General features: G+C 71.8%; 19 protein-coding genes. 12 read left to right on the top strand and 7 right to left on the bottom strand.

Translation table 11 applies throughout. The features are described from left to right. Window positions 1-15: 15 nt before the first annotated feature. Together AB0J69_RS03430 and AB0J69_RS03425 are read right to left on the bottom strand one after the other, a co-directional pair. Complete coding sequence (locus tag AB0J69_RS03430) at window positions 16-741, bottom strand: ABC transporter permease (RefSeq protein WP_364112376.1); 726 nt, start codon at window positions 739-741, stop codon at window positions 16-18. Continuing rightward, entirely contained in the window at window positions 741-1,496 is a 756-nt protein-coding gene (locus AB0J69_RS03425; RefSeq protein ID WP_364112374.1) for an ATP-binding cassette domain-containing protein, read from the bottom strand. The genes AB0J69_RS03430 and AB0J69_RS03425 overlap by 1 nt, the downstream gene beginning before the upstream one ends. A gap of 66 nt (window positions 1,497-1,562) precedes the next feature. Between AB0J69_RS03425 and AB0J69_RS03420 the strand changes: the two genes are divergently transcribed. Next, window positions 1,563-2,288 (top strand): TetR/AcrR family transcriptional regulator, encoded by a 726-nt coding sequence (locus AB0J69_RS03420; RefSeq protein WP_364112372.1) that lies wholly within the window; start codon window positions 1,563-1,565, stop codon window positions 2,286-2,288. Here the strand turns inward: AB0J69_RS03420 and AB0J69_RS03415 are convergent. Then, window positions 2,196-2,516 carry a DUF4190 domain-containing protein gene (locus AB0J69_RS03415; protein ID WP_364112370.1) on the bottom strand — a complete coding sequence of 107 codons (321 nt, stop codon included), beginning with the start codon at window positions 2,514-2,516 and terminating at the stop codon, window positions 2,196-2,198. The genes AB0J69_RS03420 and AB0J69_RS03415 overlap by 93 nt on opposite strands. A gap of 115 nt (window positions 2,517-2,631) precedes the next feature. Between AB0J69_RS03415 and AB0J69_RS03410 the strand changes: the two genes are divergently transcribed. Further along, a complete protein-coding gene (locus AB0J69_RS03410) occupies window positions 2,632-3,417 on the top strand; it encodes an ion transporter (RefSeq protein WP_364112366.1) in 786 nt (261 codons plus the stop codon). A 75-nt stretch (window positions 3,418-3,492) separates the two neighbouring features. Here the strand turns inward: AB0J69_RS03410 and rpsD are convergent, their stop codons facing one another. After that, window positions 3,493-4,107, bottom strand: a complete 615-nt coding sequence (rpsD, locus tag AB0J69_RS03405; protein ID WP_364112444.1) for a 30S ribosomal protein S4 — start codon at window positions 4,105-4,107, stop codon at window positions 3,493-3,495. Window positions 4,108-4,182: 75 nt separating this feature from the next. On the opposite strand from rpsD, the gene AB0J69_RS03400 reads away from it, so the two are divergent. The 4 genes from AB0J69_RS03400 (at window position 4,183) to AB0J69_RS03385 (ending at window position 9,289) form a co-directional block, all read left to right on the top strand. Next, window positions 4,183-4,884, top strand: a complete 702-nt coding sequence (locus tag AB0J69_RS03400) for a DUF2470 domain-containing protein (protein WP_364112364.1) — start codon at window positions 4,183-4,185, stop codon at window positions 4,882-4,884. 113 nt (window positions 4,885-4,997) lie between these two features. Beyond that, window positions 4,998-5,540 carry a hypothetical protein gene (locus AB0J69_RS03395; protein ID WP_364112362.1) on the top strand — a complete coding sequence of 181 codons (543 nt, stop codon included), beginning with the start codon at window positions 4,998-5,000 and terminating at the stop codon, window positions 5,538-5,540. After that, window positions 5,537-7,696: a bifunctional polysaccharide deacetylase/glycosyltransferase family 2 protein gene (locus AB0J69_RS03390; protein WP_364112360.1), complete on the top strand. Its 2,160-nt coding sequence runs from the start codon at window positions 5,537-5,539 to the stop codon at window positions 7,694-7,696. Before AB0J69_RS03395 ends, AB0J69_RS03390 begins: the two co-directional genes overlap by 4 nt. 111 nt (window positions 7,697-7,807) lie before the next feature. Beyond that, window positions 7,808-9,289 carry an MFS transporter gene (locus AB0J69_RS03385; RefSeq protein WP_364112358.1) on the top strand — a complete coding sequence of 494 codons (1,482 nt, stop codon included), beginning with the start codon at window positions 7,808-7,810 and terminating at the stop codon, window positions 9,287-9,289. Between the two features lie 214 nt (window positions 9,290-9,503). Here AB0J69_RS03385 and AB0J69_RS03380 read toward each other — a convergent pair whose 3' ends face one another. Then, window positions 9,504-10,256 carry a TetR/AcrR family transcriptional regulator gene (locus tag AB0J69_RS03380; RefSeq protein WP_364112356.1) on the bottom strand — a complete coding sequence of 251 codons (753 nt, stop codon included), beginning with the start codon at window positions 10,254-10,256 and terminating at the stop codon, window positions 9,504-9,506. A 75-nt stretch (window positions 10,257-10,331) separates the two neighbouring features. Here AB0J69_RS03380 and AB0J69_RS03375 point away from each other — a divergent pair, with 75 nt between their 5' ends. Continuing rightward, the gene (locus AB0J69_RS03375; protein WP_364112354.1) at window positions 10,332-11,906 is read left to right on the top strand and encodes an ATP-binding cassette domain-containing protein; all 1,575 of its coding nucleotides are present in this window, start codon (window positions 10,332-10,334) and stop codon (window positions 11,904-11,906) included. A 40-nt stretch (window positions 11,907-11,946) separates the two neighbouring features. Here AB0J69_RS03375 and AB0J69_RS03370 read toward each other — a convergent pair whose 3' ends face one another. Beyond that, complete coding sequence (locus AB0J69_RS03370) at window positions 11,947-13,158, bottom strand: ROK family transcriptional regulator (RefSeq protein ID WP_364112352.1); 1,212 nt, start codon at window positions 13,156-13,158, stop codon at window positions 11,947-11,949. 142 nt (window positions 13,159-13,300) lie between these two features. On the opposite strand from AB0J69_RS03370, the gene zwf reads away from it, so the two are divergent. The 4 genes from zwf (at window position 13,301) to eda (ending at window position 18,432) form a co-directional block, all read left to right on the top strand. Then, the gene (zwf, locus tag AB0J69_RS03365; RefSeq protein ID WP_364112350.1) at window positions 13,301-14,776 is read left to right on the top strand and encodes a glucose-6-phosphate dehydrogenase; all 1,476 of its coding nucleotides are present in this window, start codon (window positions 13,301-13,303) and stop codon (window positions 14,774-14,776) included. Further along, on the top strand, window positions 14,773-16,716 hold the full coding sequence (edd, locus tag AB0J69_RS03360) for a phosphogluconate dehydratase (RefSeq protein ID WP_364112348.1): 1,944 nt from the start codon (window positions 14,773-14,775) through the stop codon (window positions 16,714-16,716). The genes zwf and edd overlap by 4 nt, the downstream gene beginning before the upstream one ends. 75 nt (window positions 16,717-16,791) lie before the next feature. Next, window positions 16,792-17,757, top strand: coding sequence for a glucokinase (glk, locus tag AB0J69_RS03355; protein WP_364112346.1), 966 nt, complete (start codon window positions 16,792-16,794; stop codon window positions 17,755-17,757). A 63-nt stretch (window positions 17,758-17,820) separates the two neighbouring features. Next, complete coding sequence (gene eda, locus AB0J69_RS03350; protein WP_364112344.1) at window positions 17,821-18,432, top strand: bifunctional 4-hydroxy-2-oxoglutarate aldolase/2-dehydro-3-deoxy-phosphogluconate aldolase; 612 nt, start codon at window positions 17,821-17,823, stop codon at window positions 18,430-18,432. A 179-nt stretch (window positions 18,433-18,611) separates the two neighbouring features. Here eda and AB0J69_RS03345 read toward each other — a convergent pair whose 3' ends face one another. Continuing rightward, window positions 18,612-19,520, bottom strand: a complete 909-nt coding sequence (locus AB0J69_RS03345; protein ID WP_364112342.1) for a LysR family transcriptional regulator — start codon at window positions 19,518-19,520, stop codon at window positions 18,612-18,614. 85 nt (window positions 19,521-19,605) lie between these two features. Here AB0J69_RS03345 and AB0J69_RS03340 point away from each other — a divergent pair, with 85 nt between their 5' ends. Then, on the top strand, window positions 19,606-20,469 hold the full coding sequence (locus AB0J69_RS03340; protein WP_364112340.1) for a xanthine dehydrogenase family protein subunit M: 864 nt from the start codon (window positions 19,606-19,608) through the stop codon (window positions 20,467-20,469).

The raw sequence follows: 20,469 nt of genomic DNA, 5'->3' as shown, positions 1-20,469 counted from the left end.
CCCGGCCCGGCTCTCCTACGCCTGCTCCCGGTTGAACACGCGCGTCCCGATCGTGAGGCAGACCACGGCGAACACCGCGGTCACGGCCACGCCGGCGCCGACAGTGCCGGTCGCGTACCGGCCCTGGAACAGGTCGCGCATCGCCTCCAGGACGTACCTGAACGGGCTGATGTGCGAGATCGCGTCGAGCCAGCCCGGCGCCATCGACATCGGCAGGAAGGCCCCGGACAGCAGGACCAGCGGGACCACCGCCGTGGACATCACCGGCGCGAAGAGCTGCTCGTTCAGGCTGAGCGCCACCGCGTACGACAGCGCGGCCAGGCCGGCCCCGAGCACGACGATCAGCACGAACCCGGCGGCCAGTCCCGGCGCCGGGGCGCGCAGGCCGAAGGCGAAGGCCACCGCGAGCAGCAGCAGCGTCTGGACGATCAGCGTGACGACGTTGTTCAGCACCCGCCCGAGCAGCAGCGCCAGGCGGCTGGCCGGGGTGACGCGCATGCGCTCCAGCACGCCGAGCCGCTTCTCGAAGACCACCCCGAACCCGGCCATGCCCGTGCTCATCAGCCCGAGCTGGACGATCAGCCCCGGGACCAGCGTCTCCCACGTGCCGATCGTGGCGAAGATGGGCCCGAACAGCACCAGGAAGAGCAGCGGCTGGATCACGCCGAAGGCGATGCCGACCTTCTGCTGGAGCGTGACGCTCACGCCGTGGCGGAAGAGCACCCAGGTGTCGCGCAGCATCAGGCCCCCTGTCCGGACAGCGCGTTCTCCTCGCGCAGCGACCTGCCGGTGATGTCGAGGAACACGTCGTCGAGCGTGCGCCCGCCGCTCTTGAGCTCGGCCGGGGCGCCCTCGGCCACGATGCGGCCGTGGTCGATGATCAGCAGCCGGTCACAGAGCGCGTCGGCCTCGTCCAGGTAGTGGGTGGTCAGGAACACCGTCATTCCCTTCTCCGCGCGCAGCGAGCGGATGTGGTCCCACAGGTTGGCCCGGCTCTGCGGATCGAGACCGGTCGTCGGCTCGTCGAGGAAGAGCAGCGCCGGCTCGTGCAGCAGGGCGAACGCGATGTCGAAGCGGCGGCGCTGGCCGCCGGAGAGCGCGGCGGGGAACGTGGTCTCGAGCCCTGTGAGCTCCAGCCTGGCCAGGACCTCCGCCGTCCTGGCGGCGACCTCGCGGCGGCTCAGGCCGTACAGCAGGCCCTGGAGCTCTAGCTCGCCCTTCACCGGCGTGACGGGCGGCATCCCGCTGCCCTGGGCGACGTATCCGATGTGCCTGCGCACCTCCTTCGCCGCGCCGATCAGGTCGTGGCCGGCCACCGTGGCGGTGCCGGCGGTGGGGCGCAGCAGCGTGGTCAGCATGCGCATGGTCGTGGTCTTCCCCGCGCCGTTCGGACCGAGGAAGCCGACGATCTGGCCGGGCTCCACCGACAGGTCGACGCTCCTGACGGCCTCCACGCCGCCGTCGAAGGTCTTGCTCAGACCCGATGTCTTGATCATTTAATCGCCTCCAAAATTAGAGTAACAACAATTTTGGTGTCACTGCAAATTCGGTAGGATGGAGGCATGCGAGAGGGGCTGCGGGAGCGGAAGAAGCGCGAGACCAGGGAGCGCATCTCGGACATCGCGATGGGCCTGTTCATGGCCCGGGGGTTCGACAACGTGACGGTGGCCGAGGTCGCGCAGGCTGCGGACGTGTCGGTCAACACGGTCTTCAACTACTTCAGCACCAAGGAAGACCTGTTCGCCGACCGGCAGGAGCTGGTGGTGGACCTGCCGCAGCAGGTGCTGCGGGAGCGCGGGCCCGGGGAGGGCGTGGTGCGCGCGTTCCGGCGCGACTTCCTCGACGCGATCGACACGCGCGACTGGCGCTACGGGCTCAACGCGGGCAACGACGTGTTCACCGGGATCGTCAACGCCAGCCCGGCGCTGGTGGCCCGGCTGCGCGAGATCCACGTCGAGCGGGTGCGGGGCCTGGCGGGGGCGCTGGCCGACGAGCTCGACACCGACCCCGACGACCTCACCCCGGAGCTGGCGGCGGCGCACATCCTCAACACCACCCGGATCCTGAGCGAGCACGCGGTCGCCATGATGCTGGCGGGCGAGCCGTGGGAGAGGATCGCGCCGCTGCTCAGGGCGCAGGCGGAGAAGGCGTTCGACCTGCTGGAAGCCGGCCTGGGCGGCTTCGGCGGGCGGGCTCTAGTAGGAGCTGGTGGAGGAGAAGGCGCCGCCGATGAGGGCGACGGCGAGCCCCAGGGCCACGAAGCCGAGCGTGACCATCAGCATGATTGAGCTGATGATGCCGCAGATGCGCCCGGCCTGGACGTGACCGCGGTTCTCGTAGACATAGCCGCTGGCGTCGATCTCGCGTAGCGCCTTGGTGCCCATCGACCACGCGAAGGGGCCGATGAAGGTGCAGACCACCAGGCTGAGGATGCCCAGCACGAGGATCGTGGTGCCGCTGGGGTGGCTCTGCGGCGGCGGGCCGTAATAGCCAGGACCGTAATCGGGATAAGACACGCTCGCTCGCCCCCTCGTCTCTGCGGTCAGGTCGGCATTTATACCACGATCCCGCTTTGATCATGTTGCGTCATCATGGTGTGGCACATGATCCACCCTTTAGGAGCCTGCCCCCGTGCGTGAACGCACCCGTGCCTTCCTCACCCACCGGCATTTCCAGCGGTTCGTCATCGGCGTCATCCTGCTCAACGCGGTCACCCTCGGCCTCGAGACCTTCCCGGCCGTCGTCGAGCGCCACGGCGCCCTGCTCACCGTGATCGACCACATCGCGCTCTACATCTTCACCGCCGAGCTGATCGCCAAGCTGTACGTCGAGCGCACCGCCTTCGTCCGCGACCCCTGGAACATCTTCGACACCCTCATCATCGGCGTCGCCTTCGCCTCCACGACCGGCGGCCTGTCGGTGCTGCGTGCGCTGCGCATCCTGCGGGTGCTGCGGCTGCTGTCGGTCGTGCCGAGCCTGCGCCGCGTGGTCTCGGCGCTGCTGCGCGCGATGCCGGGGATGAGCTCGATCGTGGTGCTGCTCTCGCTCGTCCTGTACGTGGCCGCCGTCATGGCCACCAAGCTCTACGGGCAGACCGCGCCCGACCGCTTCGGCAGCCTGCCGACCTCGTTGTTCACCCTCTACCAGACGATGACGGGCGACGACTGGGGCAACATCGCCCGCGAGGTCATGAGCCGCCACCCCACGGCCTGGATCTTCTTCACCATCTTCATCCTCGTGTGCACCTTCGTGGTGCTGAACCTCTTCCTCGCGGTGGTGGTGAGCGCGATGGACGAGGAGAACGCCGAGGAGCGGGCCGCGCTGGAGGACACCACGGCGCACACCCAGCAGATCCTCGACGAGCTGGCCGAGCTGCGCAAGGAGATCGCCGAGCTGCGCGGGGTGCGCAGCGGCTGAGCCCCCGGCGGCACGAAAGGCGACATGAAAGAGCGCCACGTCCGGCCACGTGGCGCTCTCCCGCTTCCGCCGCGCCTAACGGGAGTAGAACTCCACCACGAGCTGCTCGTCCACGGGGACGACGATCTGCTCGCGCTCGGGCCGGCTCACCAGCGTGAAGCGCAGCTCCTTCAGGTCGACCGACAGGTACGGCGCGATGCGCTCGTCGGCGTGCACGCCCTCGGCGGCCGCCACGAAGGGCTGCATCATGCGGGACCGCTCCCGGACCGTGATGACCTGTCCTGGCTTGACCAGGTAGCTGGGGATGTCCACCTTGCGGCCGTCCACGGCGATGTGCCCGTGGCTGATGTACTGCCTGGCCGCGTAGATCGACGGGGCCAGCCCGGAACGCAGCACGAGGGAGGCCAGGCGGCTCTCCAGCAACGTGACCAGCTCGGCGCCCGAGGCGCCCGGCTTGCGCACGGCGAGGTCCCAGTAGCGGCGGAGCTGCCGCTCCGACACGTCGTAGTACCAGCGCAGCTTCTGCTTCTCCATCAGCCGCAGCCCGTAGTCGCCGGTGGTGCGGCGGTTGGTCTTGCGGCCGTGCTCGCCCGGCGGGTAGGGGCGCTGCTCGAAGTAGCGGACGGCTTTCCTGGTCAGCGGGACGCCCGCGCGACGCGACAGTCGCACCTTGGGGCCGGTGTAGCGCACGTTCACCTCAATGTGATTAGGTAATCCTTACTTAGGCAAGGCTAACCTACACCATTGTTTGCTCAAGGAGTCGCCATGTTGCCGATCCCCGAGCGGGTCCGCACCCTCGCCGCGACCGCCGGCGTCGCCAAGCTGTCCGTCGACGGCGCCCCCTCGCCCGCGCGCGGCGGGGTGGACGAGCGCGGGCGGCCCATCCTGCTCGTCCTGCCCGGCGAGTCGCTGCACGGCCTGCGTGAGGACGCCGTCGTGGCGGTGAACCTCACGTCGATGCGGCAACTGGGCACGGTCACCCACCCGCGCGGGCTGATCGAGGTGCAGGGCTGGGCGGAGGCCGTACCGGAGGCCGAGGCGCGCGCCGCGGCCGTGGCGGTGGCCGCGCACACCGCGGACGAGAGCCTGTTCGACGCGCTGGAGCGGTTCGGGCAGCGGGACGCGCCGCGGCTGCTGCGGCTGGACGTCGGGCAGGTCGTCTACCTGACCGGGCAGGAGTCCGGGCTGCTGGACGCCGACGACTACCTGGGGGCGGCGCCCGACCCGCTGACCGAGACGGCGGAGCGGGTGCTCGCGCACGTCAACGCCTCGCACCGGCCGCAGCTCACGGCGGGCGTGACCAGGCAGCTCGGCGAGCCGGCCGGGGAGGTGTGGCTGTGGGAGCTGGACCGCTTCGGGGCGACCGTACGGGTGGACGAGTCGCTCGTGCGCTTCCAGTGGCCGACGCCCGCCGGCACCGACCTGTGCCTGGAGACGGCGCTGCGCGGACTGCTGTGCTCGTGCTGACAGATCATTGTTTTGCTGGTCAGCGGCGGAGTTGATCACGGTTAACTGTGAATTATTCGGACAAACCTTTACATCGGTCATAGGAGTGCCCTCTCCTCCCTACCATTTGACGCGTGAGTGGAACGGATCGGACGCCGAGCACAGCGGTGTTCGTCGATCAGAGCGGCCGGCGCAGGCGGGTGCTCATGGTCGCCGGGATCCTGCTCGGCACGTTGATGCTGGCCACGGCCGCGATCCTGATCGGCGGCGCGTTCAGCACGACCAGGCTCGACGCCGTGGACTGGCCGGGCGACGGCGGCCCTGAGACGTCCGCGCCCGCCACCGCAGAGTCGCGGCCGTCCGAGTCGCCGACCCCGCGGCCCAGCCGGTCGGTCGCTCCCCCGCCGAGCGCCGAGGTCACCTCGACGCCCACCCGCAGCAGGGCCGTGCGCCGCACTCCCGAGGGGAGCACCGAGCCCACCGCCCGGCCGGGCACGACGGCCCCCGCCACACGCGGCGCCACACCCAGCGCCACGCGGGGCCCCTCCTCCTCCGCGTCCTCGACGCCGGACGCGCCCACGACCGAGCCGACGGGCGGCACCGGGCACACGCCGCCGGGCCGGACCAAGGAGCCCCCGGGCCTGGACCCGAACAAGACGCAGGGCCCCAAGACGTGACCCAGGCCGACACCCACGTCTGGCCCGTCGAACCCGCCTCCCCCGCGACCCACCGTCCCCGCCAGGCCGACCCGCGCGGTCACTGGTTCCTGATGGTCGTCGCGGTGCTGCTGATGTCGGTCGCGCTCGTGCTGCACGGGTACGCGACCAACGAGGTCGGCGAGACCCGCGCCCCGAGCGCCGCGCCCCCGGCCCCGGAGGGCGTGCGCGAGGGCGGCCCCGTGGTGAACACGACCGGTCAGGGGCCGGCGAGCCTGCGCCTGCCCGCGCGTACCGTGGCGCTCACGTTCGACGACGGGCCCGACCCGGTGTGGACGCCGCGCCTGCTCGACGTGCTGAAGCGGCACGGCGCCAGGGCCACGTTCTTCGCCGTGGGCGCCCGCGTCGCCGAGAACCCCGCCCTGGCCAGGCGGATCGTGGACGAGGGCCACGAGCTGGGCAACCACACCTACGCGCACGCCGACATCTCGGGCGTCCCGGCCTGGCGGCTCAGGCTGGAGGCGTCGCTCACGCAGAAGGCCATCGCGGGGGCGACCGGGGTGCACACCCGCCTGCTGCGGCCCCCGTACTCCTCCACGCCCGGCTCCGTCACCGGCCCGCAGTGGCAGGCGATGCGCGAGCTGGGACGCGAGGGGTACCTCGTGGCGCTGGCCGACCTGGACACCAAGGACTGGAGCCGGCCCGGCACCGACCGGATCGTCCGGGCCGGCACGCCCGCCCGCGGACGCGGCGCGATCGTCATGCTGCACGACTCCGGCGGTGACCGGAGCCAGACGGTCGAGGCCGTGGACCGGCTGCTCACGCGGCTGGGCGAGCGGGGGTACCGGGCCACGACGCTGACCGAGGGGCTCGGGCTGAGCTCGGCGTACGTGCCGGCCGGCAGCACGGACGTCCTCATCGGCCAGGGGCTGAGCCTGGCGCAACGGGGCTCGGCGGCCTTCGTGGAGACGCTGGCGTGGGTGCTGGCCGGGGCGGGCGTGCTCACGCTGGCCCGGCTGCTGTTCTTCCTGGTCCTCGCGTGGGTGCACGTGCGGCGGGTGCGCGGCGGGAAGAGGCGGGCCGGGCGGGCGGCGCCGTGGCCCTCGCCCCCGCCGGTCAGCGTGATCGTCCCGGCGTACAACGAGACGGCGGGGATCGAGGCGACGGTGCTGTCGCTGGTCACCACCGGCTATCGGGGCGAGGTCGAGGTGATCGTCGTGGACGACGGGTCCACCGACGACACCGCCGCCAAGGCCGCCGCACTCGGGCTGCCCGGCGTACGGGTGATCAGGCAGCGCAACGGCGGCAAGCCGTCGGCGCTCAACACCGGCATCGCGTACGCGGCGCACGACATCCTGATCATGGTGGACGGCGACACCGTGTTCCAGCCGGACACGATCGGCCACCTGGTGGCACCGCTCAGCGACCCGGGAGTGGGCGCCGTCAGCGGCAACACCAAGGTCGGCAACCGGCGCGGCATGCTCGGCCGCTGGCAGCACATCGAGTACGTGATCGGCTTCAACCTGGACCGCCGCGCGTTCGACCTGCTCGGCTGCATGCCCACCGTGCCCGGGGCGATCGGCGCCTTCCGCAGGGCCGCCCTGGACTCCGCCGGCGGGCTCAGCGTGGACACGCTGGCCGAGGACACCGACCTGACGATGGCCATCTGCCGCAACGGGTGGCGGGTGGTCTACGAGGAGAAGGCGCTGGCCTGGACGGAGGCGCCGACCTCGCTGCGGCAGCTCTGGCGGCAACGCTACCGGTGGTGTTACGGGACCTTGCAGGCCATGTGGAAGCACCGGCGGGCGGTGACCGAGCGGGGGACGTTCGGGCGGCGCGGGCTCGGCTATCTGGCGCTCTTCCAGGTGGTGCTGCCGCTGTTCGCGCCGGTGGTGGACGTGATGGCCGTCTACAGCGTGCTGATGGGCGATCCGCTGCCGGTGGTGGCGGTGTGGGCCGGGTTCGTGGCCGTACAGGCGCTGACGGGCTGGTACGCGCTGCGGCTCGACCGGGAGCGGGCCCGGGTGCTCTGGGTGCTGCCGCTGCAGCAGTTCGTGTACCGGCAGCTCATGTACCTGGTGGTCATTCAGTCGCTGGCCACGGCGCTGCTCGGGGTGCGGCTGCCCTGGCAGACGATCCGCCGCGAAGGCACCTTCGCCTCTTCTTCCTCCTCCTGAGCCCCGGCCCCGGGGTGGCCGTGGGAATGATCATGCTCTCCCTGTGGAATGAAGCGTTCCGTTCTGTTATTCTTGGAACAGAACAAGCCGTTCCACTCTTGGAGGCCAGCGATGACCGCACTGGACACCCGCCCGGCACAATCACCCACGGACCCCACGCCCGCCTCCCCCGACCCCGTCGGGACCGCAGGGGCCACCACACTCCGACCCCCGGCATCCTCAGCGGCGGCGCCCTACCGGTGGCGGTGGCCGGCGCTCGCCGTGATCCTCGCCGGTTCCGTGATGGAGCTCCTCGACGCCACCGTCACCAACATCGCGGGCCCCACCATGCGGGCGGACCTCGGCGGCGGCACCTCGCTGATCCAGTGGCTGGGGGCGGCGTACATCCTGGCCATGACCGCCGGCCTACTGACCGGCGGGCGGCTCGGCGACATCGTGGGCCGCAGGCGGATGTTCCTCATCGGCGTGGCCGGGTTCACGGTGGGCTCGCTGCTGTGCGCCCTGGCCTTCTCCCCGGAGACGATCATCGCGGCCAGGATCGTGCAGGGGCTGTTCGGGGCGGCCATGATCCCGCAGGGCATGGGGCTGATGAAGGAGATGTTCCCGCCCAAGGAACTGGCGACCGCGATGGGGCTGTTCGGGCCGGTCATGGGGCTGTCGGCGGTGGGCGGGCCCATCCTGGCGGGCGCGCTGACCGCTGTCGACTGGCGGCTGATCTTCCTGATCAACCTGCCCATCGGGGCCGGTGCCGCGCTGGCCGCCGTACGCTTCCTGCCCGCCTCCCGCCCCGGCAAGGGGACGCGACTCGATCTGCCCGGCGCGGTCCTGGCCTCGGCCGGCGTGGTGCTGCTGGTCTTCCCGCTGGTGCAGGGGCGGGAGCACGGCTGGCCCGCCTGGTCGTTCGCGATGATGGCCGCCTCCGTCGCGGTGTTCGCGCTCTTCGCCGCCCACCAGAGGAGGAAGGCCGCGCGGGGCGGCGACCCGCTGGTGGCGCCGAGCCTGTTCGGCAAGCCCGCGTTCGTGTCCGGCATGCTGACGGGGGCGATCTACTTCGCCGCCTTCGCCGGGTTCCTCCTGATCGTCGGCCTCTACACCCAGCTCGGGCTGCACTACTCCCCGCTCAAGGCGGCGCTGACCGGCGTGCCGTCCTCGCTCGGCATGATCGCGGGCATGGGCGTCGCGCAGGCCGCCCGGAGGCACGGGCGCAAGGTGCTGCTGGCGGGGGCGCTCGTCATGGGGCTCGGGGTGCTCGCCATGATCGTCGTCTCCGGGCCCGGCGTCTCGCCGTGGCAGCTCGCTCCGGCGCTCGCCGTCGCGGGGCTGGGCAGCGGGCTGATCATGACGCCGTACTTCGGGATCGTGATGGCCGCCGTCGATCCCTCGGAGACCGGCTCGGCCTCCGGCACCCTCTCGGCGCTGCAGCAGGTGGGCGGGGCGCTGGGGCTGGCACTGCTGGGGACCGTGTACTTCGGGACGGGGAGCGTGCAGGTCGCGTTGGGGGTGGCGGCGGGGATGATCGCCGCGACGTTCGTGGCGGGTCTGATGCTCCCCCGCCAGACCCGCGACGAAACGCCTCCCCACACCACCCACTGACCTGCCCGCCTCGAGGGAGACGCGTCCCACGCCCTCCGACTCCGGGGGGCTGGGAAGACATGACCCCCTCACATGGAGAGGACCCCCACGTGGACCAGCGCGGGACCAACGGGGGCCGGCGGCGGGGCTGCCAAGCGGGGCTGGCTGGCCGGCTGGCGGGAACAAGGCGAAGGCTATGTGCAGCCGCCCGGGAGAGGCGGTGGATGTGGAGAAGCTACGGGCGGGCGTCTTGGGAGGGGTGGGTGCGGGACTGCTCCATTCCGCTCAGCAGGTAGCCCAGGCCCTCGTCGAACGTGGCGTCCCAGTCGAGGTCCAGGCCGTGTTCGGCGAGGGCCGGGTAGCGGTCGGCGCGGTCGCGGAGGAATCCGCCGGTGTCCGTGCCGTTCCGGCCCTCCCAGGTCACCTGCATGATGACCGAGCCCATGACGTAGTTGGACAGGCTGTACGCCGCCGCGTTCGGTGCGGTGAAACCGGCGGCGGTGAGGGTCTCGTAGAGGAACTCCGTGCGCTCCAGCGCGTTCGGGCCCATGAGCGGGCGGTCGAGGATGGTGGCCGACCACGGGTGGCGGAGCAGGGCCGCACGCCATCCGCGCATCAGTCCGCGCACCCGCGCCTGCCAGTCAGCATCCCCGGAACCAGCGCGGGGCAGGCCGCCTCTTGCCCGCTCGACATCCCGGGAAGCGGTGCCTGCCAGGCCCGCCTCTCCCCGGGCGAGGCCGGCAGGAGGGGGCGCCGGCAGGCGGACCTCGCGGAAGATGGCGTCCAGGGTCAGGTCCAGGACGTCGTCCTTGGTCTTGACGTGCCAGTAGAGGGTGGTCGAGCCGGTGTTCAGGCGTTCGGCGAGGCGGCGCATGGTCAGGCGGCCGACGCCCTCCTCGTCCAGCAGTGCCATCGCCTCCTCCACGATCCGGTCCAGCGTCAGCGTCTGCCGGGGTGTCCTGCGGGGGCGCGACCACACGTTGTCCATCCGGCGATAATACGTTGTACGAGTGACCGGATCGATGGTCTAGTGGATGGAACGTTGATCCAGAGGAGGGTGGCCATGGGGCACATCGACGTGAGCGAGGTGACGTACCTGCTGCCCGACGGGCGGCCGTTGCTGCTGGAGGTGTCGTTCAAGGTGGGCGACGGTGCCAAGGCGGCGCTCGTCGGGCCCAACGGGGCCGGTAAGAGCACGCTGCTGCGGCTGATCGCCGGGGAGGTGGCGCCCGTGGAGGGCAGGATCGTGGCGAGCGGCGGGGTCGGGGTGATGCGGCAGTTCCTGGGTGCGGGGACCGTGCGCGACCTGCTGCTCAACGTGGCGCCCCGGCGGATCCAGGAGGCGTGGGCGGCGCTCGAAGGCGCCGAGGCGGCCATGTCGGCGCGCGACGACGAGGAACACCAGCTCGGCTACGCCCAGGCCATCGCCGACTACGCCGACGCCGGCGGTTACGAGCTCGAAGTGGTGTGGGACGTGTGCGCCACCGAGGCGATGGGGGTGCCGTACGAGGAGATCAGGGATCGGAGCCTGACCACGCTGTCCGGCGGCGAGCAGAAGCGGCTCATGCTGGAGGCGCTGCTGCGCGGGCCCGACGAGGTGCTGCTCCTCGACGAACCCGACAATTATCTGGACGTACGGGGCAAGCAATGGCTGGAGCGGGCGATCCGTGCGTCGGGGAAAACCGTGCTGCTCGTCTCGCACGACCGGCGGCTGCTGGCCGAGGCCGCCGACCGGATCGTCACCGTCGAGGCGCGCGGGGTGTGGGTGCACGGCGGCGGGTTCGCCGGCTACGCCGAGGCCCGCAGGCAGCGCAAGGAGCGGCTGGAGGAGCGGCGGCAGCGGTGGGAGGACGAGCGGGGCCGGTTGCGGCGCCTGGTGCACACGCTGCGGCAGCGCTCGGCCAACAACGACGCGCTGGCGGGGGCGTACCAGTCGGCGGTGACGCGGCTGGAGCGGTTCGAGCGGGCGGGGCCGCCGGAGCGCGCGCCCAAGGAGCAGAACGTACGGATGCGGCTGCGCGGCGGCCGCACCGGCAAGCGCGCCGTCGTCTGTGAGGAGCTGGAGCTGAGCGGCCTGCTGCGCCCGTTCTCCACCGAGATCTGGTACGGCGAGCGCGTCGGCGTGCTCGGCATGAACGGCACCGGCAAGTCCCACTTCCTGCGCCTGCTGGCGGGCGAGCCGATCGCGCACAGCGGCGTCGCACGGCTGGGCGCCAGGGTGTCCCCCGGCCACTTCGCCCAGACCCACCTCCGGCCCGACCTGCACGGGCGGCCCGCGGCCGAGGTGGTGATGCGCGAGCACGCGATGACCCGCAACGAGGCGATGGCCGCGCTGGCCCGGTACGAGCTGGCGCCGGCGGGCGGGCAGCCGTTCGAGACGCTGTCGGGCGGGCAGCAGGCCAGGCTGCAGATCCTGCTGCTGGAGCTGTCGGGCGCGACGCTGCTGCTGCTCGACGAGCCGACCGACAACCTCGACCTGGCCAGCGCGGAGGCGTTGCAGCGGGGGCTGGGCGGGTTCGAGGGGACGGTGCTGGCCGTGACGCACGACCGGTGGTTCGCCGACGACCTCGACCGGTATCTGATCTTCGGGGCGGACGGCCTCGTGCGGGAAAGCGACGAGCCCCGCTGGGATCTCTGAAGCCGGCGCGCGGGAAACCGTGGCCGGGGTCGCGCCGACGCTACGCCGGGGTCGGGGTCGCGCGGTCGCGGCGCAGTGTCGTGAGGGTCATGGTCTCGTCCACGGCCTCGGGCGACAGTACGTGGTCCAGCACCATCACCGCGCAGCCGCTGATGCCCGCCCCCGCCCCCAGCCGGCTCGGCTCGATGCGCAGCCGCCTGGTCGCCAGGGCCGTGGAGCGGCGGTAGACGACCTCCCGGATGCTCGACACCAGCGGCCCGAACGCCTCCGCCACGTCCCCGCCGAGCACGACCACCGACGGGTTGAGGATGTTGACCGCCCCGGCCAGCACCTCGCCGATCCGGCGGCCGGCCTCGCGGACGGTGGCCATCGTCTCGGCGTCGCCCGCGCGCACCAGCGCCGTCACGTCCGAGATCGTCTTGACGTCCTTGCCGCGCCCGCGCAGCTCCCGCAGCAGCGCGGTGCCGCTGGCCACGGAGTCGACGCAGTCGTAGTTGCCGCAGCGGCACAGCACGCCGCCGCCGTCGAGCACGGGGATGTGCCCGATCTCGCCCGCCGCGCCGAGCGCCCCGCGCAGGATGCCGCCGCCCGCGATCACGCCCGCGCCGATGCGCGTGGAGATCTTCACGAACATCAGGTCGTCCAGCTCGGGGTAGGTGCCGCGGTGCTCGCCGATGGCCAGCACGTTCACGTCGTTGTCCACGAGCACGGGCACGGGGAAGCGCTCGCGGATGATCGGCGGGATCACCACGCCGGTCCAGGAGGCCATGACGCGGGCACTCTCCGTACGGCCCTGCGCGAACTCGACCGTGGCCGGCACGCCCATCCCGACGCCCCTGATCATCGCGCGCGGCCGGTCGCCGAGCAGCTCGTCCCAGGTGTCCATGAGCAGCGGCAGCACGATGTCGGGCCCCTGCTCCACGTCCATGGTGAACTCGCGCCCGGCCAGCTCCTGCCCGGCCAGGTCGCACACGGCCACGCGGGTGCGGCTGGCGCCGAGCGCCGCCACCAGGACCACGCCGCCCGCGGCGTTGAACTCCAGCCGGACCGGCGGCCGCCCGCCCGTGGACGGGGCGTCGTCGCGCTCCACGACCAGGCCGCGTTCCAGCAGCTCACCGACGCGCAGCTGCACCGCGGGGCGCGACAGGCCGGTCACCCGGCCGAGGTCGGCCCGCGTCACGGCCTCACCGGTGCGGATGAGGCGGAGCACCTCACCACTTGTGGCAAGGGTCGCGGCGGTACGTCGTGGCATCGGCTAAGTGAACCACATGGGGTTGTGTCATGAAAAGTCAGAACTTTTTTATCTCAAATACCAAAACTCCGCTTGTGTGTGACCCAAACTCTCGTTAGTGTCCGTTCTGTCCCTGCTTGGTAGATCATCGGAGCCTTTTACCGTGTCCACCCACCCGGCAACCAGCCCTGCCCACATCGCCGACCTCGTCGTCTTCGGCGGAACCGGCGACCTCGCCATGCGCAAGCTGCTCCCGGCGCTGTACCACTGCGACAGGGACGGCCGGCTCGCCCCGGAGACCCGCATCATCGCCATGTCCAGGGGTGGACTGACCGACGCCGACTTCCGCGGCAAGGTGGACGCCGAGGTACGCGATCAGGTGCCGGTCGACGATCCCGCCATGTGGCAGCGCTTCCTGGGCCGCCTGCAGCACGTGTCGGTGGACGTCGGGGGCGAGAACAGGTCGGGGTGGAGCGCGCTGACCAGGCTCCTCGCCGGGTACGAGCAGCGCGACCGGGTCTTCTACCTGGCCAGCCCGCCCAGGACGTTCGGCCCCTTCTGCCGCGAGCTGGAAGAGGTCGGCCTGGTGACCCCGCGCTCGCGCGTGGTGCTGGAGAAGCCGCTCGGTCACGACCTGCCGAGCGCGCAGCGCATCAACGACGAGGTCGGCGCCATCTTCGACGAGCGCCAGATCTTCCGCATCGACCACTACCTGGGCAAGGAGACGGTCCAGAACCTCCTGGTGCTGCGCTTCGCCAACGCCTTCCTGGAGCCGATCTGGAACTCCCTGTGGATCGACCACGTCCAGATCACCGCCGCCGAGACCGTCGGCACGCCCGGCCGGCGCGGCTACTACGACCACGCGGGCGCGCTGCGCGACATGGTGCAGAACCACCTGCTCCAGCTGCTCACGCTGACCGCGATGGAGCCGCCGGCCCGCAACGACCGCGAGTCCATCCGCGACGAGAAGGTCAAGGTGCTGCAGTCGCTGCGGCCGATCACCGGCGGCGAGGTGGACCGGTTCACGGTGCGCGGCCAGTACACCGAGGCCGACGGCATGCCGGGCTACCTCGACGAGCCCGCCTCCACGCCGCCGACGGAGGCGTCGGAGCGGGTGGAGACGTTCACCGCGATCCGGGCCGAGGTCAAGAACTGGCGGTGGGCGGGGGTGCCGTTCTACCTGCGTACCGGCAAGCGGATGCCGTACCGGCGCTCGGAGATCGTGGTGCAGTTCAAGGACGTGCCGCACTCCATCTTCCCCGGGGGCGCGCCCAACCGCCTGGTGCTGCGGCTGCAGCCGGAGGAGGGCATCGAGCTGCAGATCATGGCCAAGGAGCCGGGCGCGGGCGAGGTGACGCTGAAGCCGGTGCCGATGTCGCTCAGCTTCGGCAAGACGTTCACCACCCGGGTGCCGGAGGCGTACGAGCGGCTGCTGACCGACGTGCTGGCCGGGAACCCGACGTTGTTCATGCGGCGTGACGAGGTGGAGGCGGCCTGGCGCTGGATCGACCCGATCCTGGACGCCTGGAAGGCCGACCCCGCCCTGCCCGAGCCCTACCCCGCCGGTACGACCGGCCCCGCCGGAGCCCACGAACTGCTCGGCCGCAGCGGTCGCGCTTGGCACGAGGAGGAACTGTGAACCGCATCATCCAGGACATCACCGACCGCATCGCCGAGCGCAGCTCCGCCAGCCGGAGGACGTACCTGGAGCGGATCCGCCAGGACGGCGAGGCCGCCAGGGCGAAGGGCCCGGCACGGGCGCACCTCGGGTGCGCGAACCTGGCGCACGGCTTCGCGGGCGCCCCGGCCGAGGACAAGCCGGCCCTGCGCGCCGCGGCCAAGCCCGGCGTGGCCATCGTGACCAGCTACAACGACATGCTGTCCGCGCACCAGCCGTACGAGACGTACCCGCCGGAGCTGAAGGCGGCCGTGCGCGCGGCGGGCGGCGTGGCGCAGGTGGCGGGCGGCGTGCCGGCGATGTGCGACGGCATCACGCAGGGGCGGGCCGGCATGGAGCTGTCCCTCTACAGCCGCGACGTGATCGCCATGGCGACCGCGATCGCGCTGTCGCACGACATGTTCGACGCCACGCTGCTGCTGGGCGTGTGCGACAAGATCGTGCCCGGCCTGTTCATCGGGGCGCTGCACTTCGGGCACCTGCCCGCGCTGTTCGTGCCCGCCGGCCCCATGGCCTCCGGCCTGCCGAACAAGGTCAAGGCCCGCACCCGGCAGCTCTTCGCCGAGGGCAAGGTCGGCAGGGACGAGCTGCTCGACGCCGAGGCGAAGTCGTACCACTCCCCCGGCACCTGCACCTTCTACGGCACCGCGAACTCCAACCAGGCGTTGATGGAGGTCATGGGCCTGCACCTGCCGGGCTCGACGTTCGTCAACCCGCACACCGAGCTGCGCCACGCCCTCACCCGGGCCGCCGGTCGGCGCGCGGTGGAGATCACCGCGCACGGCTCGGAGTACACGCCGATCGGCGAGCTGGTCGACGAGAAGTCCATCGTGAACGCCTGCGTCGCCCTGCTGGCCACCGGCGGCTCCACGAACCACACCCTGCACCTGGTGGCCATGGCCGCGGCCGCGGGCATCGTGCTGACCTGGGACGACCTGGCGCAGCTGTCGCAGGTCGTGCCGTCGCTCACCAAGATCTACCCGAACGGCCAGGCGGACGTGAACCACTTCCGCGACGCCGGCGGCATGCAGGTGCTCATCGGCGACCTGCTCGACGAGGGGCTGCTGCACGGCGACGTGCTCACCGTGGCCGGCCCCGGCCTCGACCGCTACCGCGAGGCACCGGAGCTGGTGGACGGCGAGCTGGTCTGGTCCCCGGTCACCGGGGGCAGCAAGGACCTGGACGTGCTGCGGCCGGTCGCGAAGCCGTTCTCGGCGGACGGCGGCATCCACATGGTGGAGGGCAACCTCGGCCGCGCCGTCAGCAAGGTCTCCGCGGTCAAGCCCGAGCACCTGGTGATCGAGGCGCCGGCCAAGGTCTTCCACGACCAGCTCGACCTGATGAAGGCGTTCGAGGCGGGCGAGCTGGACGGGCAGGACTTCGTGGCCGTCATCCGCTACCAGGGCCCGAGCGCGAACGGCATGCCCGAGCTGCACAAGCTCACCTCGCCGCTGGCCGTGCTGCTCGACCGGGGGCAGCGGGTGGCGATCGTCACCGACGGCCGCATGTCGGGCGCCTCCGGCAAGGTGCCCGCGGCCATCCACCTGTCGCCCGAGGCCGCCGACGGCGGGCCGATCGCGCTCGTGCGCGACGGCGACGTAATCAGGCTGGACTCGGCGGACGGCACGCTGGAGCTGCTGGTGCCGGTCGAGGAGCTGGCCCGGCGCGTGCCCGAGGGCCGGCCGCTGAGCGACGCGCAGTGGGTCGGCACGGGCCGCGAGCTGTTCGCCGCCTTCCGCCGAATGGCCGGGCACGCCGAGCAGGGCGCCGGCATCTTCGGGGTGAGCGGCGCCGAGTCGCCGCACCACGGCCCCGGTCTGGGCTTCCCGGCCGAGGCCGGCTCCTCTCACCTGGAGACAGGCGCGCCGATAGGTGCGCGCCCCGCCGGGCTGATGCGGTGACCGGCGTGGGCGGTCGTGGCATTCTTCGGTGTACGGCGAGCGATCTTGATGCCGCCCTGAACGCCGGAGGTATGTGTGAGTGCCTTTGACCTTCCCTGGCTCGTCGCCGACATCGGGGGGACCAACGCCAGGTTCGGCCTGGTCACCTCGCCCGGAGCGCGCCCGTCGAACGTCGCGGTCCTGGCCGGTGCCGACTACGACACCCTCCCCGAAGCCGTAGCCGCCTATCTCGCGGAACACGCGGGCGGAGTGCGACCGGGGGCGGCGTGCCTGGCCCTGGCGGGACCGATCGACGGCGACCGCTACCGGCTCACGAACTCGAAGTGGGCCGGTTCCGTACGCGACCTCGGCGTGCCGTACGCCCGGCTGCTCAACGACTTCGAGGCGCTGGCCGTGTCGCTGCCGCACCTGGCGGGTGACGAGCTGGTGTCCCTGGGCGGGCCCGAGCCGGCTCACGGGGTCAAGGCGGTGCTGGGCCCGGGGACCGGGCTCGGCGTGGGCGGGCTGGTGCCGACCGAGCACGGCTGGACGGCGGTCCCCGGCGAGGGCGGGCACGTCACCGTGCCGGTGGTGGAGCAGCGGGAGTTCGAGATCGTCCGCGCGCTGGAGACGATGGGACTGCCGCACGTGGTGGCCGAGCACGTGCTGTCCGGGCCCGGGCTGGTGCGGCTGTACCGGGCGCTGGCCCTGGTCAACGGCGTCAGCGCGGCGGACCTGACGTCCTCGGACATCGTGGCGCGGCAGGACGACTCGCTGTGCGCCGAGACGATCGAGGTGTTCTGCGAGATGCTGGGCAGCTTCGCCGGGAACGTGGCGCTGACGCTGGGGGCCCGGGGTGGGGTCTACCTGGCCGGCGGAGTGCTGCCACGTATCGTGGAACGCGTGCGTACCAGTGGCTTCCGTACGCGGTTCGAGGCCAATCCCGACATGGCCGCCTACCTGGCGGGCATCGGGACCGTGCTGATCGTCGCATCCCAGCCGGGGATGACGGGCGCGGCCGCCTGGCTGAGCCAGCGTGCCCGCAGGGAGCTCGTGAGCTGAGAGCGGCACCAGCCGTTCCCGGCATTGGACGGCCGTCGACCGGCCGATGAGGAGAAGGAATCCATGAGCCTGCTCGATCTCGCCCCAGTGATCCCCGTCGTGGTGATCGAGGACGTCGAGACCGCCGTCCCGCTGGCCCGGGCGCTGGTCGCCGGTGGCCTGCCGGTCATCGAGGTGACCCTGCGCACGCCCGCCGCGCGCGAGGCCATCGCCAGGATCGCCGACGAGGTGCCCGAGGCGACCGTGGGCGCGGGGACGATCCGGACGACCGACGACATCGCGGCGTCCGTGGCGGCGGGGGCGAAGTTCCTGGTCTCGCCCGGCACGACCCTGTCGCTGGTGGAGGCGATGGACTCGAGCGGCGTCCCGTACCTGCCGGGTGCGGCCACCGTGTCCGAGGCGATGGCGCTGGTCGAGCGGGGGATCAAGGAGCTGAAGTTCTTCCCGGCCGAGGCCGCGGGCGGCGTCCCCTACCTGAAGGCGATGGGCGGGCCGCTGCCGGACGTCCGCTTCTGCCCGACCGGCGGCATCCGGGTGAACACCGCTCCCGACTACCTCGCGCTGCCGAACGTGGGCTGCGTCGGCGGCACCTGGCTGACCCCCGCCGACGCGCTGGCGGCCGGCGACTGGGGGCGCGTGGAGAAGCTGGCCTCGGAGGCGGCGGCCCTCAAGTAACTCGCGTTCTGGGTGACCCAGCTGGACGCCGTTCAGGCGCTCCTGGGCCTCATCTCTCCAGACGTGCTCGCCGTGGCGGTCCGGGTGGAGAAGGATCGTGTCGACCTGTCCTTCTGGGTTCGACGTCGCACGGACGAGCTCGAGGAGGACATCGATCAAGCGATCTTCGAGGTGGACGTTCAGCTCCAGATCGACACGTGCACCGGAGGGCGGAAGCGGCTGCGGGGGATGCCGTCGTCCGGGGTGCGCATGATCTGGGTGGCCGCCGGGGTCGTCAGGAAGTCCAGGAACGTGCCGGCGGCGGCCGGGCGGCTGGCGGGTTCCAGGGTGGTGGCGTACCAGTAGGCGGGCAGCGGGGTGGCCGGGGTGTCGATGGGCACGAGCTCGCCCCTGCGGACCTGGGAGGCCACCAGGTGGGCGGTGGCGGGCGCGACCCCGGCGCCCTCGGCCGCCGCCTTCCAGGCCGCAGTCTGGTTCGCGAAGACGCGCACCTGCGACTCCGGCACCCGTAACAACCGCAGCAGGCGGCTGGTGTCGCTGGCCGGGTCGGTGCCGGACGGGCCGACCAGCCAGTGGTCCCGGCGGCCGCGCGGCGCCCCGACCACGATGAGGCGGCAGCGCAGGACGGGCCGGCTGGCCAGGCCCTCCCCCGGCGCCTGGGCGCCGAGCGCGACGTCGGCCAGGCGGCTGGTCAGCAGCAGCGGCACCTCCGTCGTGGCCGCCACGCCGGTCGTCGCGTCCACGGACTTGCGCTGGGTGAACAGGCAGATCAGGGGCCCGGCGACGTACTCGGCCAGCCCGGCGTCCATGACCACGTGCAGGCGAGCCACGTGGCCGGACTGCACGGCGGCGACCGCCTCCGCGCCGAGGGCGACCATCTGGGAGGCGATGCCGAGCAGCCGCCGGCCGCCCTCCGTGAGCACCATCCGGTCGCCGGAGCGGGTCACCAGCGGGTCGCCGAGGTGCCGGCGCAGCTGGGCCAGCGACTGGGAGACGGCGGGCTCGCTGACGCCGAGCGCCCGCGCGGCGGCCTTGACGGAGCCGAGGCGGGCGACGAAAACGAACGCGCCGAGCTGGCTGAGTGTCACGCACCCTTCATAGTTCTCCGGACCCCATTAAGGAAAGCCTTATTTGCGGATTGTCGCGACAAATCGGTAACAGCACTGTGCTCTCATGCAGGTTCCCGCGAGGTTCGAATACGAGAGAGCCGAGAGCGTTCCGCACGCGCTCGAGCTCCTGGAGCGGTACGGTCCCGAGGCCCGGGTCGTGGCCGGCGGGCACAGCCTCATCCCCATGATGAAGCTGCGCCTGGCCCAGCCCGAGGCGCTGATCGACATCAACGGCCTGGCCCCTGAGCTGGGGCGGATCGGGGTCGAGGGCGACGAGCTGGCCATCGGGGCGCTGGTGCGGCACGCGGAGTTGCTGGAGAGCACCATCGCCACCGACTTTTTCCCGATATTTCGGGATGCGGAGCGCGTTATTGCCGACCCAATAGTGCGAAATCGGGGGACCGTTGGAGGTTCCTTGTGCCAAGGCGATCCTTCTGAGGATTTGTCGGCGGTGTTCTCGGCATTGCGGGCGACCGCGGTCATCCAGGGGCGTGGCGGTACTCGTACCGTTCCGGTCAGACAATTCCACCAGGGTCCTTACGAGACCGCGGTCGCGGACGGCGAGCTGCTGATCCAGCTCCGCGTGCCCGTCACGCCCGGCACGGGCAGCGCGTACGTGAAGGTCGAGCGGCGCGTCGGCGACTGGCCCGTCGCGGCGGCCGGCGCGGTCCTCAGGATCGAGGACGGCGTGATCGCGCAGGCGGGCATCGGGCTGACCGCGGTCGGGGCCGAGCACTTCTGCGCCGCGGAGGCGGAGGCGTACCTGGAGGGCCGGGCGCCGGGCGAGGAGGCGTTCGCGGAGGCGGGCCGGATCGCGGCCGCGAACTGCGCGCCGCACGCCGACCAGCGCGGCCCCGCCGACTACAAGCGACACCTGGCCGCCGAGCTGACCCGGCGCGCCCTGACCACTGCCGCGGGAAGGATCTGA

It is taken from the genome of Nonomuraea sp. NPDC049709 (assembly GCF_040674815.1).
Taxonomy (GTDB): Bacteria; Actinomycetota; Actinomycetes; order Streptosporangiales; family Streptosporangiaceae; genus Nonomuraea.
The sequence above is the reverse complement of the archived record's forward strand: the minus strand, read 5'-3'. Positions and strand labels throughout refer to the sequence as shown.

What these genes read in the sequence shown, in the direction of transcription:
- AB0J69_RS03430 (WP_364112376.1), bottom strand. Translation starts at nt 741, where the DNA reads ATGCTGCGCGACACCTGGGTGCTCTTCCGCCACGGCGTGAGCGTCACG.
- AB0J69_RS03425 (WP_364112374.1), bottom strand. Translation starts at nt 1,496, where the DNA reads ATGATCAAGACATCGGGTCTGAGCAAGACCTTCGACGGCGGCGTGGAG.
- AB0J69_RS03420 (WP_364112372.1), top strand. Translation starts at nt 1,563, where the DNA reads ATGCGAGAGGGGCTGCGGGAGCGGAAGAAGCGCGAGACCAGGGAGCGC.
- AB0J69_RS03400 (WP_364112364.1), top strand. Translation starts at nt 4,183, where the DNA reads ATGTTGCCGATCCCCGAGCGGGTCCGCACCCTCGCCGCGACCGCCGGC.
- AB0J69_RS03385 (WP_364112358.1), top strand. Translation starts at nt 7,808, where the DNA reads ATGACCGCACTGGACACCCGCCCGGCACAATCACCCACGGACCCCACG.
- AB0J69_RS03380 (WP_364112356.1), bottom strand. Translation starts at nt 10,256, where the DNA reads ATGGACAACGTGTGGTCGCGCCCCCGCAGGACACCCCGGCAGACGCTG.
- AB0J69_RS03375 (WP_364112354.1), top strand. Translation starts at nt 10,332, where the DNA reads ATGGGGCACATCGACGTGAGCGAGGTGACGTACCTGCTGCCCGACGGG.
- AB0J69_RS03370 (WP_364112352.1), bottom strand. Translation starts at nt 13,158, where the DNA reads ATGCCACGACGTACCGCCGCGACCCTTGCCACAAGTGGTGAGGTGCTC.
- eda (WP_364112344.1), top strand. Translation starts at nt 17,821, where the DNA reads ATGAGCCTGCTCGATCTCGCCCCAGTGATCCCCGTCGTGGTGATCGAG.
- AB0J69_RS03340 (WP_364112340.1), top strand. Translation starts at nt 19,606, where the DNA reads ATGCAGGTTCCCGCGAGGTTCGAATACGAGAGAGCCGAGAGCGTTCCG.